This is a genomic window from Oceanobacillus rekensis (genome assembly GCF_002153375.1).
Classification (GTDB): domain Bacteria; phylum Bacillota; class Bacilli; order Bacillales; family Amphibacillaceae; genus Oceanobacillus; species Oceanobacillus rekensis.
Genome location: NZ_MTBQ01000001.1, coordinates 255,414 through 274,114 on the forward strand (window position 1 = coordinate 255,414; position 18,701 = coordinate 274,114).

General features: G+C 36.0%; 18 protein-coding genes and 6 tRNA genes. 5 read left to right on the forward strand and 19 right to left on the reverse strand.

The window, feature by feature from the left end; all coding sequences use genetic code 11:
- Window positions 1–64: 64 nt before the first annotated feature.
- Complete coding sequence (locus BV906_RS01360; RefSeq protein WP_087971678.1) at window positions 65–1,522, reverse strand: spore germination protein; 1,458 nt, start codon at window positions 1,520–1,522, stop codon at window positions 65–67.
- A gap of 400 nt (window positions 1,523–1,922) precedes the next feature.
- Here BV906_RS01360 and BV906_RS01365 point away from each other — a divergent pair, with 400 nt between their 5' ends.
- Window positions 1,923–2,795 carry a hypothetical protein gene (locus BV906_RS01365; protein ID WP_087971679.1) on the forward strand — a complete coding sequence of 291 codons (873 nt, stop codon included), beginning with the start codon at window positions 1,923–1,925 and terminating at the stop codon, window positions 2,793–2,795.
- A 38-nt stretch (window positions 2,796–2,833) separates the two neighbouring features.
- Here the strand turns inward: BV906_RS01365 and BV906_RS01370 are convergent, their stop codons facing one another.
- The 3 genes from BV906_RS01370 to rpmG all read right to left on the reverse strand — a co-directional run bounded on the left by BV906_RS01370 (window position 2,834) and on the right by rpmG (window position 5,596).
- Window positions 2,834–4,381, reverse strand: a complete 1,548-nt coding sequence (locus BV906_RS01370) for a rhomboid family intramembrane serine protease (protein WP_087971680.1) — start codon at window positions 4,379–4,381, stop codon at window positions 2,834–2,836.
- 413 nt (window positions 4,382–4,794) lie between these two features.
- The gene (locus BV906_RS01380; RefSeq protein WP_087971682.1) at window positions 4,795–5,358 is read right to left on the reverse strand and encodes a 5-formyltetrahydrofolate cyclo-ligase; all 564 of its coding nucleotides are present in this window, start codon (window positions 5,356–5,358) and stop codon (window positions 4,795–4,797) included.
- An 88-nt stretch (window positions 5,359–5,446) separates the two neighbouring features.
- Window positions 5,447–5,596: a 50S ribosomal protein L33 gene (rpmG, locus tag BV906_RS01385; RefSeq protein ID WP_067730425.1), complete on the reverse strand. Its 150-nt coding sequence runs from the start codon at window positions 5,594–5,596 to the stop codon at window positions 5,447–5,449.
- 179 nt (window positions 5,597–5,775) lie between these two features.
- Here rpmG and BV906_RS01390 point away from each other — a divergent pair, with 179 nt between their 5' ends.
- Both BV906_RS01390 and BV906_RS19300 read left to right on the forward strand, forming a co-directional pair.
- Entirely contained in the window at window positions 5,776–5,997 is a 222-nt protein-coding gene (locus tag BV906_RS01390) for a hypothetical protein (protein WP_087971683.1), read from the forward strand.
- 35 nt (window positions 5,998–6,032) lie between these two features.
- The gene (locus BV906_RS19300; protein WP_087971684.1) at window positions 6,033–6,605 is read left to right on the forward strand and encodes a hypothetical protein; all 573 of its coding nucleotides are present in this window, start codon (window positions 6,033–6,035) and stop codon (window positions 6,603–6,605) included.
- A 36-nt stretch (window positions 6,606–6,641) separates the two neighbouring features.
- Here BV906_RS19300 and phoU read toward each other — a convergent pair whose 3' ends face one another.
- The 12 genes from phoU to BV906_RS01455 form a co-directional block, all read right to left on the reverse strand.
- A complete protein-coding gene (gene phoU / locus BV906_RS01400) occupies window positions 6,642–7,298 on the reverse strand; it encodes a phosphate signaling complex protein PhoU (RefSeq protein WP_087971685.1) in 657 nt (218 codons plus the stop codon).
- 149 nt (window positions 7,299–7,447) lie between these two features.
- Window positions 7,448–9,568, reverse strand: a complete 2,121-nt coding sequence (locus BV906_RS01405) for a peptidoglycan D,D-transpeptidase FtsI family protein (protein WP_087971686.1) — start codon at window positions 9,566–9,568, stop codon at window positions 7,448–7,450.
- 66 nt (window positions 9,569–9,634) lie between these two features.
- A complete protein-coding gene (locus tag BV906_RS01410; protein ID WP_425435166.1) occupies window positions 9,635–10,906 on the reverse strand; it encodes an MFS transporter in 1,272 nt (423 codons plus the stop codon).
- Between the two features lie 99 nt (window positions 10,907–11,005).
- A complete protein-coding gene (locus tag BV906_RS01415; RefSeq protein WP_087971688.1) occupies window positions 11,006–11,617 on the reverse strand; it encodes a superoxide dismutase in 612 nt (203 codons plus the stop codon).
- Window positions 11,618–11,811: 194 nt separating this feature from the next.
- Window positions 11,812–11,884: transfer RNA gene (locus BV906_RS01420), tRNA-Phe, on the reverse strand.
- Between the two features lie 106 nt (window positions 11,885–11,990).
- Window positions 11,991–12,083 (reverse strand) — tRNA-Ser (locus tag BV906_RS01425).
- 11 nt (window positions 12,084–12,094) lie between these two features.
- Window positions 12,095–12,171, reverse strand: a tRNA-Ile gene (locus tag BV906_RS01430).
- Between the two features lie 18 nt (window positions 12,172–12,189).
- Window positions 12,190–12,265, reverse strand: a tRNA-His gene (locus BV906_RS01435).
- A 17-nt stretch (window positions 12,266–12,282) separates the two neighbouring features.
- Window positions 12,283–12,359: transfer RNA gene (locus BV906_RS01440), tRNA-Met, on the reverse strand.
- 3 nt (window positions 12,360–12,362) lie between these two features.
- A tRNA-Asn gene (locus BV906_RS01445) sits at window positions 12,363–12,437 on the reverse strand.
- A 231-nt stretch (window positions 12,438–12,668) separates the two neighbouring features.
- A complete protein-coding gene (locus BV906_RS01450; protein ID WP_087971689.1) occupies window positions 12,669–14,294 on the reverse strand; it encodes a Na/Pi cotransporter family protein in 1,626 nt (541 codons plus the stop codon).
- Between the two features lie 237 nt (window positions 14,295–14,531).
- Window positions 14,532–15,161, reverse strand: coding sequence for an NfeD family protein (locus tag BV906_RS01455; protein WP_087971690.1), 630 nt, complete (start codon window positions 15,159–15,161; stop codon window positions 14,532–14,534).
- Window positions 15,162–15,231: 70 nt separating this feature from the next.
- On the opposite strand from BV906_RS01455, the gene BV906_RS01460 reads away from it, so the two are divergent.
- The gene (locus BV906_RS01460; RefSeq protein WP_087971691.1) at window positions 15,232–15,561 is read left to right on the forward strand and encodes a hypothetical protein; all 330 of its coding nucleotides are present in this window, start codon (window positions 15,232–15,234) and stop codon (window positions 15,559–15,561) included.
- Between the two features lie 40 nt (window positions 15,562–15,601).
- On the opposite strand, the gene BV906_RS01465 is transcribed toward BV906_RS01460, so the two are convergent.
- Complete coding sequence (locus BV906_RS01465) at window positions 15,602–15,973, reverse strand: hypothetical protein (protein WP_087971692.1); 372 nt, start codon at window positions 15,971–15,973, stop codon at window positions 15,602–15,604.
- Window positions 15,974–16,123: 150 nt separating this feature from the next.
- Between BV906_RS01465 and BV906_RS01470 the strand changes: the two genes are divergently transcribed.
- Entirely contained in the window at window positions 16,124–16,408 is a 285-nt protein-coding gene (locus tag BV906_RS01470; RefSeq protein WP_087971693.1) for a DUF2624 domain-containing protein, read from the forward strand.
- 35 nt (window positions 16,409–16,443) lie between these two features.
- On the opposite strand, the gene BV906_RS01475 is transcribed toward BV906_RS01470, so the two are convergent.
- Window positions 16,444–17,340: a deoxyribonuclease IV gene (locus BV906_RS01475; protein WP_087971694.1), complete on the reverse strand. Its 897-nt coding sequence runs from the start codon at window positions 17,338–17,340 to the stop codon at window positions 16,444–16,446.
- A gap of 35 nt (window positions 17,341–17,375) precedes the next feature.
- Window positions 17,376–18,689 (reverse strand): DEAD/DEAH box helicase, encoded by a 1,314-nt coding sequence (locus BV906_RS01480; protein WP_087971695.1) that lies wholly within the window; start codon window positions 18,687–18,689, stop codon window positions 17,376–17,378.
- Window positions 18,690–18,701 lie beyond the last annotated feature (12 nt).

Here is an 18,701-nt window from a genome sequence, read left to right on the forward strand (position 1 = left end):
ATTCACCACTCTCTATTGTATCAAAAATAGATACTTTAAGGTATTATAAAAAACCCGGACTTAATTAACGGTCCGGGTCTTGTGGGTTCAGAAATGTAGGTCTTCGGTTTTTCAGCGGAATTGGAATCCGTACTAGGATATCACGGAAAGCTTTATATGAAAATGGAATGAACGGCCAAAAATATGGAATGTGAAATGTTCTCATTTTTGTAACGTACAAAATCCAAATGGTTATCCCTAACATATAGCCAATAACCCCAAATGCGGCTGTAGTTAATAGTAGGAAAATACGGGTCAGTCTGTTTGCCATACTCATTTCATAACTTGGTGTTGCATAGGAACCAATGGCCGCAACGGCGATATATAGGATAACTTCATTCGTAAACCAGCCTACTTCAACAGATACTTGACCAATCATAATAGCGGCTACAAGCCCTAAGGCTGTGGCTAATGATGTTGGTGTATGAATGGCTGCCATCCTGAGCATATCCAAACCTAGTTCAGCAATCAGGAACTGGACTATTAACGGAACATTTCCTACATCTGTTGGGCCTATATATTCAAGTCCCCCGGGAAGTAAATCCGGTGTGGAAGCAAAAAGATAATACAACGGCAGGATTATGATTGAAAGTAGAACAGCAATAAAACGCACCATTCTTAGGTATGCACCGACCATCGGTTTTTGCCTATATTCTTCAGCGTGCTGCATATGATGCCAATAGGTTGCAGGAGTAATCATAACACTTGGCGACCCATCAATAATAATCAGAATATGTCCTTCATATAAATGTGCAGCGGCAGTATCCGGTCTTTCTGTATATCGGATTGCTGGGAATGGATTCCAGAATCTACTGCTCATATATTCCTCAATGGTTTTCTCAGCCATTGGCAGTCCGTCCGTATCAATTTCTTGTAAATCTTTTTTAAGCACATCTACCCGATCCACATCAGCAATATCCTCAAGATAACAAACACAGATATCCGTTTTTGATCTTCTTCCAATTTGCAAATACTCCATTCTTAAGGAACGGTCACGAACCCTACGCCGTGTTAATGCAGTATTAAAAACAATTGTTTCAACATATCCATCCCTAGATCCTCTGACAACTCGTTCCAGATCCGGTTCTTCCGATGACCTTACCGGATATGTACGTGCATCAATCATGATAATTTTGTCTACACCATCTACTACCAATGCAGTTGTACCTGCAAGCACTGCATCGCTCGCTTGATTCAAATCATCCTGTGTATCAATTTCAATATAGGGGATATTCGTCTTTAATAATTTTGTTAATGGGTCAGGTTCCAATTGTTCCGGTTCAAGTTTAGCAAGAAACTTCATCAAGAGATGCATAATATCATCTTTTGCAAACCCATCAATCATAAACATCGCCATTTTTGTTTCAGCATATTCCAGATCCAGTTTAATAATATCAAAACTTTTATCAACAGCTAAGCGATCCGTAATATAATCCACATTTTCCTGATAGCTATCAAATAATTTTTGCTCGTTTTCCTTCATCTAATCTCACCTGACATTTTCATGATGTACATAGTTTGTTACCGGGGTCATTTTCTATACCTAAGTACGTAAACATAATTACGATAACAAACACATATATTTAAAGACAAGCTATCAGGACGTGTCTTATGCTGTTAATAGTCTTAAACAATCATTTTTATATAAACTCTTACCTAATGGTTTTTTTGTGGAAGATTGCGACTGCGATTACTCGTCCGACCGAAAAAGTGTAGTTTTCGCTACAAAATCTATTAACTGCGAAGTAACTGCTGATTTTCTGTAAGTATGTTCTTTTGCCACCGTCCGGGATCGCTGCTATTTATTTCGTAATTTATCTCAACTACGAAGTAAGATATAAATATGAAAAGAGCTTACCTATTAAACAAAAAGGATGATAAGTATGAGAAGATGGACGTTACCGTTACTAATCATTTTAAGCCTTGTATTTGTAATTACCATTATACTCAGTGGACGTTCTCAACAAACAATCAGTTTCTTTCCATTAGATACAGATAGTATGATGGAGCATGCTGAAACAACTTTACAATTACTATCCGAGGACGACACCAACACCTATCAAATGGACTGGAAAATAGCATCCTTAAGCGATAAAGCAATGTACCTCAGACAAGATGTATCCTTATTGTTTGATAATGGCAGACTTCGTGGAGTCCAAAGTAAATGGGTACAAAATACAAATCGGATTAAAATGACCGAAAAAGTTAAAAGTGAAGATTCCAGACATTTTCAAAGCATTTCCTTTCATCATGGAGAAAATCATTATTCCGAGGATGATATCCGGAGTGTTCAACTGATGTCATATAATGAGTTATATGTCATTGACTCTCCAACTACCCCCATAGCATCCTTTAAGATACCTAAAAATCGATATGAAACGGATTGGAAAGAATTACTTGACAGATCTTCTAAACAACAATTACTCTTTCATTGGCATGAATTATTTCATCACTTTGACCTGAATGCAGAAAACTATTCAACTTTTCCTTTGGTTGAACTGTATCAATATAACGACATGGTTCTTCCAAATATGACACAGATCGAAACAAAAAATGCCATAGGTAGGTTATGGGAAGGTTTATATAAAAATTACATTATCCCTGCTTTAGATCCACCTAATGACAAATTAGATAGTTTTATGCCTTTAGTTCTTATTGATAAAAAAAATACACATTTACTCGTATTATTTGAACTAAATGGAAAGAAAGAGAAATTAATACAAAGACTGCCCCAGACTGTAAATGGAATAGATTAAAAATTCCCGAATAAAAAACGCTTTCGAATTGCGTTCTTTTATTCGGGGTTCTCACCTGTAATCTCTTCATATAAACTTATGAAATCTTTGTTTTCCGGTTTTAATTCATATGCTTTTATTACCATTTCAGTCGCTTCTTCCAATTGTCCGTTATCATGATATAAAAGAGCCAGATTATAATAGGCTTCAGGTATTGTCGATTCGTAAGTTATACTTTGTTCTAGGTCAGCAACAGCAAGGGTTATTTCATTTAATTCAATATAGGCATAGGAACGCTGAAATAAAATTGCACCTTCCATTTTTCCATCTAATTTTAAAGCTTCGGTAGCTGTAGTAACCACTTCTTCAAATTCGTCCTCCATTAATAATTCCTCAATTTGCATGAGCCGATATGTTTGACTCTGTAAATTATTAGAAACCCCAAAAACCGTTATTCCAACAACGAGTAACATATAGATAATGAAGGCAGATAGCTGTACCTTCCTATTTCCCTTTTTCGGAAGGTGGACGAAAGCAGAGGCGATAAATCCGGCTAATAGACCACCAAGATGTGCACCCATATCAATCTGAGGTACTAGAAATCCTAACATTATATTAATTAAAATAATGATTAAAATACCTTTTCCCATTGTTTGAAGAAAAATACGTTTATAGATTAGTCCAAAGAAGAGTAAAGCCCCAAATAAACCAAAGATAGCTCCAGATGCACCTGCAGAGACACTCGTAGTAAATGCAAAGCTTGTCAGTCCACCACCAATACCTGCCAAAAAGTAAATGATTAGGAATCGGAATCTTCCATAGATTCTTTCCACTGCAGTACCTAAATAAAAGATTGCTAGCATATTCATGAATAGATGCAGGAAACCGATATGAAGGAACATCGAACTAATAATCCGCCACCATTCCCCATTGATTATGTCAGGGTTATATTTAGCACCCAACTCAATCAATACATCAACCTGAGAACTTCCACCATTCATTTCAAGTAGGATAAACATCAGAACATTAACTGCAATTAATATGTATGTAAAATAGGGTTTGCCAAACGAGAATACATTTTGAATTTCTTTTCGTTTGTTTTGCAGGGAATCAGAGAGATAGCATTTATATTTTATTACTCTCTTTTCTTTGACCTCTTCAGTGAAATCCTCAGTACCTGTTGCAAGTGAAAGGCCTAAATCTTTTTGTAATCTCTGTAATTCATTATGTGAATCCTCGTCATCCAAATAAAATACTTTCATCTTCAATGGGTTCTTTTCTTTCAACTGCATTGGTTTTTTCAATACTTCCCAGTCGTCCACAGGTGCATGGAAAGATACATAAATATTATATAGCTCAATACGCTTACTTCTAGTTAATTTCTTTATTGGCTGTGACTTTTGAAATACTTGAGCGATATCTCTCTTTAAATGGTTCTTCCAGTCAAATCCCTTGTGAACAAATCGTACAACTGTTGATATTTTATTTTCATACTTTTCCAGCCATATTTCATTGACCTTCTCATTGATATGAAGAATATCAAAATTATTCTCTGTCACCAGATGATAGGCAATATGATACAGCTTATATTGTTCATCCAAATACATAAATTCACCTCCCCCATTTATCATAGCAGAACTAATTTCAATTGGATAGAACAAAAGCATAACAGTACAATTGGTGAATTTAACTGATAAACCAGATTTTTATCAAATAAAAAAGAAGCCACCAAAGCAGCTCCAATTGTCGTTCTATTGTTAATAAGTATGTGATCTTGTATTAAATAACTCCGGTAATATATTTTTACGTATCGAAGGTAATTTCATGGTTGCTGACACCGTTAGCTTTCTGATAATGCCAACTGCCAATAATGTATTCATTACTTTATAGCGCCACTTATATAGCAAAGAGACCCCAGAGACCATTAAAACTATCGCCAAAACGATTCTCATTTTAAACACCCTTTTCACTGATATGGTGTTATTAGTTATTTTCTATATATGCAATATTATGCAACATACTAAATCGTAATCATTTCATCTTCGGTTATAAGGTAGTTTACCGCAATATCAAAATCTTCAGCTGGAACATGATTCTCCAGTTGCAATTTGCTGCATAAAGAAATACTGATATTTGGATAACCTTTCAAAAACCGATCATAGTAACCACCACCAAATCCAATCCTGTAACCATTTCGGTCAAATACAACACCTGGAACAATTAGGAGATCCATTGAGTTCTTATTAATCTCCTTATCCATTTCAGGCTTTGGTTCAAGTAGGTTATAGTATACGACTTCGAGTTGATCAAAGGATTTTAATTCAAAGAAGGTAAGTTTCTTTTCTTTTGGATAACACTTTGGAACACAAATCTTTTTATTCTGTTCCCAAGCGGCTTGAATTATCGGTTTTGTCGACCATTCAAATTCTTGTGCCATTGTTATGCCAATCGTTTCAGCTCCACTCCAGAGTGAGGATGATAAAAGTTGTGCTCTGAGCTTCTCTTCTATCCGTTTCCTATCAACTTCTGGTAGATTCTTTAAATTTTCAATAGCGGATTTTCGTAATTTAGCTTTTTCAATCATTTAATCAGCCCCTTTAGAAAGATATACTTTTATATTCCAAATAAAAAACTCTTATCATGATGATAAGAGTTTTTTATTGAAAATTCATTTATTTCGTTTCACGGTGTAAAGTGTGTTTTTTTAGACGTGGTGAATATTTTTTAAGCTCGATACGTTCAGGATTCGTACGTTTATTTTTAGTAGTAATATAATTACGATCACCTGTTTCAGTACAAGCTAAAGTAACGTTTACGCGCATGTTCTTCCCTCCAAACTTTTAACAGCTAGCATTTTCATCAACTTACTTAAATCGTACAGACTTTAATTATAATATCAGAGTTCAGGTAACATTTCAAGATTTACCTGACAAAAGTTTAATGTTTTCTCAAAAGCTATTCTATGTTATAACTAATAATGACGTTAAGGGAGGGAATATAAATGTTATACGTAATAGTTTCCATCATTATTGTTGCAGTTGTACTTTTTGTCCTATCATATTTTATGAATGACAAATTTGAACAATTGGAAAATCAACTTGAGCAATTTTCCATTACAACGATGCAAGATACATATCAGCTGAAGAAAAAAATAAAAATATTGGAAGAGGAACTTATGCCTGAAGATATTACAGAGGATATCCTTTCGGGAAAAAGAAAATAATCATGCATCCAATTAAAACATTGAAGGAGATAGTTATGAAACATACGGTACGTTCCTTTTCAGTCGGATTACTGACTAGTGGAATAATCCTTTTGATTGCATTTTATGTACTTGAAGATTCCGCTCAGACACTTGAAGATTTGAATCCGGAAGAAATGATTCCAGTATTAGAAGATAGTGGTTATACAGTCCTTACGAAAGAAAAATACATATCACTTACCATCCAAAATGATGAAGATGCAACCGATGAGATAGAGGATAAAGCAGCAGCTGAAGATGAATCGGAAAAACAGACCCGGGCAGATTCAGAGGAAGAAGAAAATACAGATGAGGAAGCAGCAGAGCAAGAAAAAACGGAGAAGTCCGCTTCCGCAGCAAATGAACAAGAAACGGAAGAAAGTTCTGACAGCTATACACTAACTATAGATGAGGGTATGGCATCCTCAGATATAAGCTCTCTACTTGCTGAACATAATATTATCGAAAATGCTGCTGAATTTAATAGTTATTTGAATGAACACGAATATAGTCCATATATACAAATTGGATCGTTCGAACTATCCAGTGACATGAGCTTCTATCAAATCGCGGAAAGAATCGCTAATTAGAGAGAAAGCAGCAAGGAAATATCCTTGCTGCTTTCTTTATTTATTTAAGTTAAAATTCTCACCCTTCACCAAGTAAAGGATACTTTCACCCACATTTGTAATATGGTCGGCAAATCGCTCCAGATATCTTGCGCAAAATGCAATTTGCATCACATATTGAATTTTTTCTGGATTTGTAGCTGTTTCTCCAAGCAGTTCACTAACAATCGTTTTATATAATTTATCTACATTATCATCCATCACTGCTAAATTTCTAGCAATCGTAATATCTTCATATTTAAAAGAATTTATTGCAGAATCAAGCATATCCTTTGTCATTTGGTGCATCTGTTTTAAATCGGATGGGATAATAGATGCATTCTTTCCTAAATGAATGGTTGCATTAGCTATATTTTTGGCATTATCACCCATACGTTCAATATCAGTAAGTACCTTCAATGCAGTAATAACTCTTCTCAGATCGGTTGCGACCGGCTGCTGTTTAGCAATCAGCAAAATTGTTTTGTCATTGATTTCCAATTCTTTGCGGTCTATTTTTTGATCATTCTCTATTACCTGCTTAGCTAGTTCAACATCTTGATTGAATAAGGCATCCATTGCCACATCTAACGCCTGACCAGCAGCATTGGCCAATTCAATAATGTCTTCATTTAATACATCAAGTTCATTTTGAAATTGATTACGAGTTACCATGTATATACCCCCAACAAACTATAATTTTATGTTATTTTACCATTATAACTAATATATATTAAGTAATCGTAAATTTTATGTAATTATTTCTTATCAATTAGAAAAAACTACCATTCCGCTTGCTGGAATGGTAGTTTTCTAGTTAAAGATTATTCGTCTTCATCTTCAGTATCTTCTTGTTCACTACCTTCATCTTCTTGATCAGCATTTGCTGAAGCTCTTTCTTCTTTCATATTAAAGTACGTATCCAGAATTTTTCTTCCTATCTTGTGATTTGATATATTACCCGTATTTTCTCCTGTAGACGGCACAATAATTGCAAATGCGATTTCTGGATCATCATACGGGGCATAACCGACTAAATTATGGCTTTCGGTCTCTGCTTGCTTTTCCCCATCCACAAATATATCTAATTCAGCTGTTCCTGTTTTTCCTGCAACATTATAATCCGCATCGCTATAATGCCTGTAAGCCGTACCACCCGGTTGGAATACTTGTCGGAAGCCTTCCTGTACGCGATCAATATAGCTATCATCCATCGTTACTTTATTCATGACATCCGTATTTACTGATTTGTATAATGGTCCTAATTCATCCTGTGATGCAAGTGGTTCTCGCACTTCTTTTAGAAAATGAGGTCTTACTCGGTAACCATCATTAGCAATAGTTGAAACGTACTGTGCCACTTGCATCACTGTATATTGATCATACTGGCCAATACCATGGTTCATCATGTCCCCTGGTTTAGTAGCATTTCCTTGATATCCAGTTGATTCACTCGGATAGTCAATTCCAGTAGAAACTCCTAATCCAAATTGATTGAAATAGTTTCTTAACGTTTGGAAAGCATTAGGATTTGTTATATTAACACTTTTTCCATCGGGAAATGGATAACGGTTCTCACCCATCATACGTAATGAAATATAGTACATGTAAACATTGGATGATTTTTGCAGTGCCGTAATATCGTTTACTGTTCCAATACTATTGGAATAGGATCGCATTGTGTCTTGGCCTATTCGAATTGGTCTGTCGTAGATCACTTCCCCAGGTGAAACAACACCAGAATCCAGCCCAGCAAGAACGGTTGCCCCCTTTACGACAGATCCAGGAGTATGAGCATCGGAAAGTGCTCGAAAACCTCCATCCTCATATTCATTGGTATTTTTATTATAATGACTACCAGAAACCGCTAGAAGCTCCCCAGTATTCGGGTTCATGGCTACTGCAAGGGCATCAGTCAAATACCGATTTTCATATGGGTGCTGAGCCTTGGCAGCTCGCAGTTCTTCCTCAACAATCTTATCAACTTCTTGTTGAAACTCCATATCAATGGACAGAACAAGATCTTTTCCGCGTTCACCTTCAACAATTGTTTCGGAACCGATTAGTGTACCGTTTTTCGTTGTGGTATATTGGATTTGTTCTTTCCTTCCACGCAGCAAATCTTCATATTGCAATTCCAGGCCACTTATTCCGACACGATCGTTTCTGCTATAACCTTTGCTTAAGTAAGAGGCTTCTTCTTCAGCAGGAATACCCTGTTCCGCTGAGGTAATATTACCAAGTAAGCTTCTCAGTGAATTTTCATAAGGATACTCCCTATTCCAATCTGTTGTTGCATTTATCCCTGGAAGCTCATCCAAGTGTTCGGCAACAACTGCATACTCTTTGGCAGTCACATTTTCATTCTTTACTATTTGAGGTGTTAAGGAGTATGCTTTATCAAGTTCTTTTTTAATGGCAATGACTTCCAGTTCCTGTTTACTAAAACTGCTGATCTCTTCTTCCGTAATTCGATTGAGTGTTTCTTTGTAAATTTCGGCATTGCTCATCTCTTCCGTTTCTTTCTCGGAAAGCCTGCTATCAGCCTTATCCTTATTCAGCAGATACCAGTACTCTTTTTTATTTCTTTCCGTGATTCCTTCAAGGGTATCTTCATCATCCATGGCAATATATTCTGCAAGCTTTTCAGCAACACGCAGTCTATCCTCTGCCTGAACTCCTTTAGGTGGTGTGTAAGTAATGGAGTATACTGCTTCATTATCTACAATGACATTTCCATTTCGATCATATATTTTACCCCTTGGGACAGGGATTTTGGTTGTATCAAGGTTTGTTCGTTCAATCTCATCCTGGAAATCTTCTCCGTTAAGAATTTGTACGACACCAAGTTGAAGAATGAGTACCGAAAACAGTAAAAATACAACAAAAAACAATATATTAATGCGAAAGGGAAGCTGTCCCTTCTTCCTTTTCTTCGTATTCATTTATTCTCCCCCAATGCGAAAGGTAATTTTCTATTTTTATAAACCACAATATTGATTTTACCATACTCATCGGTTTTTTTCGTCAGAAATTTGGTCCTTTAGCATAACTTCTTTCTTTTTTGTACTGCCCAGGTAAATATTTCGCACAAAATAGTAAATCACAATATGGCCAGCACCTAAAACAGCTAGTAATATTGGAATAACATCTTCCGCTTGAAAAAAGAATACCCCCACAAGAAATATCAGGATGGAAAGAATTCTACCACAGTTTACAAATAATTCCCTAACAACGATATATTCCACTCGCATCTCCCCTGCTTTCCATGCCTTGCCAATGACATCAAAGGTTAGGGAAACATATGGAACATTAATGACAGGATATGCAATCCCAATAATTACAGCATAAACCATCAACAATGTATAATTTATCTCAAATATTATAACAAAAATGGAAAAGTATAGTAACAACGCCCCGAAAAGAATTGCCTTCTTCCGCATTGCAGGTTTGATGAACTTAGTGGCAACAAGATAGAATATAACTGATAATCCCGAAAGAAACATATTAAACGTACCAAGAGCCAACTCACTTCTCGTCACCAAGAAAACCCATATAGTTATTACAAAAGCAAATATCCCTTCTCGTAGCCCCTGAAAGAAATGAGCATGAAGGATTCGCTTCCAATTTTTATTATGGTTTCGCTCCTCTAAAATTCGTTTAAAATGAAATATTCCCTCTGCACCGCGACGTTTTAATAAAAAACTGGTAGCAACGGCACATGCAAATAAAAAGAATGATATCCCGAATATTACCGTATAACCGACATTAGCTGTCATTCTTGCAATAATTAACCCTGCAAATAAAGGACCTATCATGCCTCCTAAGGATTGTAAAATACCAAGAAACCCATTGAAAAAGTCCCTTGTATCCGGTTCTGTAATTTCAAACGTTAATACATTAAATGCTAGCCAATAAAATCCATAACCAATTCCAAGCAGGCTGCCAAGCATAAAATTATAGGTGGCTGCATTATCTCCTATAATCAGAACACTTAGAAAGAATAGAGATAGGAAAAAGACTCCTAAGCGCAAAACAATAATTCTATCCCATTTTTTTGCCAACCTTCCTGCTAAAACAAAAGTAACAGTCTGAAATAAAGCGATAGCCAAATTATAAACTGCAATCGTATTATAATCTCCTGACTGTTTCCAAAGATAAATATTCACAAATGTATTTGACAAGAAGATGCCTGCAGAATAAAGGCCACCTATTAGCAGCAAGATGAATAAATCACGATTACTATCCATTTTTTCTCGAAAAACTTTCCTTACTTTATTTATCATAAAAATACTCCTTTGCATCTCTAATAGTTTGAGCGAAGGAGTAACATATATACAGAAAAACACGCGGAAATTTATCCGCGTGTTTACATAGTGCTATTATTTTGCTTCAGTATAATTTTTTGTAACTTCATCCCAATTTACTACATTCCAGAATGATGAGATATATTCAGGACGTTTGTTTTGATATTTAAGATAATATGCATGCTCCCAAACATCAAGACCTAATAATGGCGTTTTACCTTCCATTAATGGAGAATCTTGGTTTGCTGTACTTGTTACTTCAAGTTCCCCGTTATTAACAACGAGCCATGCCCATCCAGAACCAAAACGTCCAGTTGCAGCAGTTCCAAATTCCTCTTTGAATTTATCAAAGCTACCGAATTTTTGATTGATTTTATCAGCTAATTCTCCAGATGGTTCCCCACCACCATTAGGTGATAATAATTTCCAGAAAAGACTATGGTTAGCATGTCCACCACCATTGTTTCGCACTGCAGTACGTGCACTTTCTGGTACAGCATCCAAGTTACTGATTAACTCTTCTACTGATTTTCCTTGAAGATCTGACTGACCTTCCAATGCAGCATTTAATTTGGTAACATACGTGTTGTGGTGCTTCGTATGGTGGATGTTCATCGTTTCTTTATCGATTGTTGGTTCTAATGCATCATATGCATAAGGTAATTCAGGTAATTCAAATTTTGCCATAATTAAAGTTCCTCCTCAAATAAAAATGATATAAAGGATTATTAAACCCTTATATAGAAGGTTATCAAAGCTTTGAAATACTTGCAAATCTTATGCTTTATATTTTTTAAAGTTTCAGAAAGATATTTAGTATATAGAAATAGAAATTTTCTATGAACAATAAAAAAAACAAGCTGGAAGCTTGTTTTTAAAAGTGGCTCGGGACGGAATCGAACCGCCGACACAAGGATTTTCAGTCCTCTGCTCTACCGACTGAGCTACCAAGCCATATAAAGTTATAATCTGAAATTAACACTTGCATTCCTTAAAGGTTCAAGGGTAATTTAGGAAGTACTTTGTTCACTATGATGCTTGTTATAAGTAATAATAAAGATGGAGGAGGTAGAGGGATTCGAACCCCCGCGCGGTTTGACCCGCCTGTTGGTTTTCAAGACCAATCCCTTCAGCCGGACTTGGGTATACCTCCGATGAGTTTTATGGTGGACCCTGTAGGACTCGAACCTACGACCGATCGGTTATGAGCCGATAGCTCTAACCAACTGAGCTAAGGGTCCTTTTTAATTTTAAATAAATGGGGCGACCGATGGGGATCGAACCCACGCATGCCGGAACCACAATCCGGTGTGTTAACCACTTCACCACGATCGCCATATTATTATTTAAATTGGTAGCGGCGGAGGGGATCGAACCCACGACCTCACGGGTATGAACCGTACGCTCTCGCCAGCTGAGCTACGCCGCCACTTGGCTCCACAGGTAGGATTCGAACCTACGACCGATCGGTTAACAGCCGATTGCTCTACCACTGAGCTACTGTGGAATAAAAGATAAGTTTTTAACAACGATATTTAATTTATCATGTTTCAGTAATTCTGTCAACCATTATTTTTGCACTTCTGCAAAACTTTTTACGTTAATACTTTTTTAGACTGCGATATTTATATTAGCATGTTCCGTCTCTAATTTCAAGAAATAAATGAAGAAAAATGTATGAATATGTTGAATTTTATTAACAAAGGGAAGGAGACTCTCCTTCCCTTTCAGGAGATGATTATTCACCCAATACTTCTTCAGCAATATTAACTGCATGGTCGCCAATTCTTTCCAGATTACTAATAATATCTACAAAGACAATCCCAGCTGACCCACTGCATAGACCTTCATTCATACGAATAATATGTTTTTTGCGGAATTTACGTTCCATTTTATCAATTTGGTCCTCTTTTTGAACAACTTCCAATGCTGCCTCGCGATCCATCTTATCTAAAGCTTCGACAGCTTGTTTCATTGTTAGGATTGTTAACTCAAACATATTATTTAAGTCTTCCAATGCTTGCTCAGTTAAATGGACTTTATTGGATATTTTATAATCAATTAGTTCAATAATATTTTCAAAATGATCACCAACACGTTCTATATCACGTACCGTATCCAATAATGCTGTATGTTTAGCACTCTCAGTTTCAGATAGAGAACCTGCAGAAATGCTGATGAGATATTCGGTAATATTACGGTCTAAATTATTCAATGCACCTTCGATTTGCGTCGCCATTTCTGAATGCTTCTTGTTTTGTGTTGTAACATAGAGATTCGTTTCTTCCAATCCTTTCGAAGCATATTCACCCATGCGAATAATCTCTGATTTTGCCTGGTCCAGCGCCAGAGTTGACGATTGTTGTATAAAAATAGGATCTAAATGCTTCGGTTTATATTCAATTATTGCATCTTCTCCTGGAATAATTTTAGTTACTAACCATGCTAATGCTCCAATAAACGGGAACTGGATAACCGTATTGGCAATATTAAAACTACCGTGTGCAAATGCAATTGTCATCTCAGGATTCAAATCAAACTGTCCTTGCAGGAAGGCAACAAATTGTGTGAAAAAACCGAGAAATATTAAAAATACAGTAGCACCTACTAAGTTAAAAATAATATGAGTCAAAGCAGCTCTTCTTGCAGCAACAGAAGCACCGATGGAAGCAAGTATGGCAGTTATCGTTGTACCAATATTGTCACCAAATAATACGGGTAACGCTGCTTTAAGGCTAATTGCCCCTTCTGAGAACAACCCCTGTAAAATCCCAATGGTTGCACTAGAACTTTGGACGATTAACGTAAATACTGTCCCTATAACTACGCCAAGTATTGGTGTATTACTCATCGATACTGTTAGCTCATGGAAAGCATCTAATGATCTTAATGGAGACATTCCACTACTCATCAATTCAAGACCGAAAAACAAGGCACCAAATCCAAAAATAGTTTGTCCTACGGCTACTATTCTTTGATTTTTAAAGAAGAAAATGATTAATGCACCAATTGCAAGAATTGGTAATGCATATTCGCCAATATCAATACCAATAATGAATGCTGTAACCGTTGTTCCAATATTCGCGCCCATAATGACACCGATGGCTTGTCTGAGTGTCATAAAACCTGCACTGACTAATCCAACAGTCAGAACTGTTGTACCTGAACTGCTTTGGATTAAAATCGTTACGATAATCCCAGCAAGAACTCCTAAGAAAGGATTACTCGTAAATTTATCTAATATATCACGAAGACGATCACCAGCAGACTTTTGCAGACCATCTCCCATGAACTTAATACCTAAAAGAAAGATACCAAGTCCACCCACGAATTCAAATATCAGTGCTTGTAAATCAATATCCAATGAAATTACATCCCTTCAATAATGTTGAATCTTGTCGTTTTATACCTCATCCATTATTAATGATTTATTAATCATTTGTAAAGGTTTTACACTAAAATTTACATTAAATTTACAATAGTTTTTTCTTATCTATTTATTAACTATCCATATAGCTAATATTTCATTCCGCTTATCCCCGATAAACAAGGAAAAAAGGACAATCTACTCTCTAAAGTAAATTGTCCTTTTATGACTTTTTTATGAAACTTTTTCGACCAGTATCTTCGTCCCATCGACTTGAACTACCTTTACTTTACTCCCTTTTTCTAACCACTGACCATCCGATACAGCACTATAATCTTTATTTTTAATTTTTATTGTCCCTACAGGCCGAAGATCATTTAAAGTAATACCTTCCTGACCCACTAATAATTCATAATCCATATTCATGGAATTATATCCTGCTTCCTTCGTCAACTGATCTTTGAGTGCAAGTTTCGTCCACATTTCGCGTTTCTTAAATACTTTAAGAAACAGGAAAGATGCACCGCTACCGAGAAGAACACCCAATACTGCATAAAGACCAGAAGTGAAGTCAGGAGCCGCTAGTGCAACTGCAGTCAACATACTCGCCAGACCCAACGTTGCAAGTGTACCATCATTAACTATCTTGCCATCGATGATAATTAGTAATAATCCCACAAAATATATAATAAGCATAAGAATGACAGAGCCACTTGGAACATAGGCTGCAAAATATACTGTTATAAATCCGATACCTAACAATGCAAAGAAACCTCGTATATTTACGAGAACCTCACCGATTAAAAATAGTGTACCAAGAAAAGTTATGACGAAACCAATCCATTGTAATTCAAAAATTTCCATTCATTCTCCTCCTCCCTACCAGTAATACGTTTTAACATGCAAATGGTTTCATCCAAAAAGGAGAAAACATATGAATACGTTAAAAAGATTTTTATTATATATATTCATTATATTGTTGTTCATCAGTATATATCAAGATATATTTATGAAACCCAATTCTACCCCAGTTAAAAACGACATAGAGAAGTTGATGATTAATGAATCCTATTCCATTGCTCATGTTAAAGTTCTGCCTGGTGATACCGTTCTATCCGTTATAGAAACATTAAATCAAGATTACTTAGGAAGGATGGATTTACAAAGCTTGCTGAACCATTTTGAACAACTGAACCCGACAACAGATCCACATAAAATAGAGCCATATAAGATCTACTATTTCCCTGTGTATCGTGAGCAGTAATAAAAAAAGAGGCTGAGAAAACTCAGCCTCTAATGAATATTTATACAAACGGTACAATAAATAGTGAAATTAATATTGAAATTGCACCAGCTGCAATCGCAATATTTCCTAACGTATCAGCACCCTTACTTCTGGAAACAAAGCCAAGAATAATCCCGGCAGCACCAAGCACAAACGGCCACATAAAGAAAGATATAGCTGACAGGGCGATGGCAATCCATCCGTACATCGATATCGCACCATCACCTTCTTTATTCTTTTGTTCATAATCATCTGCAGTTATCTCTGCTGCATATTCCTCATTTCTTGAACTGTCTGGTTCGATACCAACGAAGTCTTGATTTTTCACTCGTTCTCCGTGATTTGGAGGAGACTGCATATCTTTGTCCCGACCATTTTTAAATTCATCCATATTTTTACCTCCTTAGTAATTGATGAGGTGCATCTATAGTTTATGGAAAGATTCGTCTCTTACTGATGTTATATTTTGGAATGTGCATATGGAGTTCCTAATTTTTATATCTCGGCATAAGATAATACGTAGTATAAAGGAGGATCTAATATGTCTATATTTATTAAAGAAATGGTCAAAAATAAGTTAAGAAATCTTAGTGTTGATGAATTATTGCATCACAGTAAGCAATATGGGTTTCAAATATCCGAGAAACAGGCACGAGAAATTACCGGATACTTACGAAATAACTCTCCAGACCCTTTCAATAAAGCTTCTCGCGATAAAATGTTCCTACAATTGACAATAATAACGGATAAAGAAACGGCAAAGAAAGCACAAAAATTATTTGATGAAATCATTCGTTCCTATGGGTTAGAATATTTATTTGATTAAAAAGGAATAACAATAATTTGTTATTCCTTTTTTTTTCAATTATGCTCTATAATTTTTTCTTTTAGGTTCTCTATAAAGCTTCCGTCCTTGAGCATCTCTAATTCAAATTTATATGGTGCTTTTTTGTTCTTTTTATCAGTTCCTACAAATGGCGTCTCCAGTATTTTCGGTAAACTCTGAAGTTGAGGATGATGGACAACATAATGAAGTGCTTTAAAACCAATATGACCAAAGCCGATGTTCTCATGACGGTCTTTATGTGCTGAACGTTCATTTTTACTATCATTCACATGGACTACTTGAATGCGATTAACACCAATAATTTTATCAAATTCATTTAAGACACCGTCAAAGTCATTGACAATATCATATCCAGCATCATGGATATGGCATGTATCCATACAAACAGATAAATTATCATTATGTGTTACACCATCAAAGATTCTTGCCAATTCTTCAAATGTGCGGCCTATTTCCGTGCCTTTTCCTGCCATCGTTTCAAGCGCGATTTGTACTTCACTATCTTTTTCAAGTACTTCATTTAATCCTTCGACAATCTTTTTAATTCCGGCATCTGCACCCTCTCCGACATGTGCTCCTGGGTGAAGAACAATCTGTTTTGCACCGAGGGCTTCGGTGCGATCAATTTCATTCCTAAGAAAATTCACACCTAATTCAAATGTTTCCGGCTTGACCGTATTACCAAGGTTAATTATATATGGTGCATGAACTACAATATCCGATATACCATTTAAACTCATATGTTCCTGGCCTGACATGATATTCAATTCTTCAATCGGTTTTCTTCTCGTATTTTGTGGTGCACCAGTATAGATCATAAATGTATTGGCGCCGTAAGATACAGCCTCCTCACTGGAGCCAAGTAACATTTTCTTTCCGTTCATGGATACATGAGAACCTAATTTTAACAATTACTACACCTCTCCCTGTTGTACATTCCTTATCTCTATTTTTTGTGTTTTAGATTCTTATTCATCTGTCTTTTGATGGATTCTTGCTGTCTTTTCATTTTCTTTTTATAGCCTGGCTTAACTTTATTTGTTTTTTGAACTTGTTTCCATGCTTCTTTTTCAACATTCGTCGTTGTTTTTGTACGTAATTTTCTTGTATTCCACGATTTAGCTTCTTTCCATTCTCCATCTTTTACTTCCACATAGGAGAATGTTAATCCTTTTTGTTCGAGTTTATCAATTAACTTCAAATCGGGTTCATCATAGATGCTGATGGCTGTCCCTTCCATTCCGGCTCTTGCTGTTCTACCTACACGATGTATATAGAATTCTTCTTCTTTTGGTATCTGTGCATTGATTACATGGCTGACACCCTTTATATCTATCCCTCTAGAGGCCAAATCAGTTGCCACGACATATTGATATCGGAGGTTTTGGATCTCCTTAAGGGCGCGTTTACGCTCTCTTGGTGCCAGGCCACCATGAATTAGCCCTACATCCAATCCACGTTTCTGTAGGGACTCAACAAGTTCATTTGCCTGCTTTTTTCCATTTGTAAAGATAATGGCGAGGTAGGGCCTGATGACTTTGGATATATCCATAATAATATCTGCATCATTACGATGTTTCCGTGCAACTAGTCTGTGTTCCATTGTTTCCGGTGAAAAATGCTCATCAATTTTGACATATAAAGGATTCTCCAAATACTTTTTGAAAAAATGCTCGAGTCTTTGCGGAATTGTTGCGGAAAACACCATTAATTGAATATCTTTTTTAGACTTTACAAGCAATTGATCTACATCATTAATAAAACCAAGATCCAGCATAAGATCTGCTTCATCAATGACAAATGAAGTTGCAGAATATATAGATAGGACATTATCATTAACTAAATCAAGAATTCGTCCTGGTGTTCCAACAATAATATGTGGAGGCGTTTTTAACTTGTCCACCATCTTTTGTTTATCTGTACCACCAACCAATAGTTTGGCAATCCATTTGCCATCTCGTTCTGCATAGTGAATCATTTTTCTAACTTCATCATGTATCTGTGTTGCTAATTCCCTTGTCGGAGCAGTAATTACAAATTGCACTTCCTGCTTATTTGTATCTAATTGATTAAACAGTGGAAGTAGATAAGCATGTGTCTTGCCTGAACCTGTACGTGATTGACCAATCACACTTTGGCCTTTTAATATTGCTGGAATAACCTTTTCCTGTATTTCTGTAGGTTGTTTAAAATTTAAACTTCCAACGATATCTTTTAGTATCGGATGGAATGCAAAATGGTCAAAATTATTATTTTTCATAGAAGCAATACT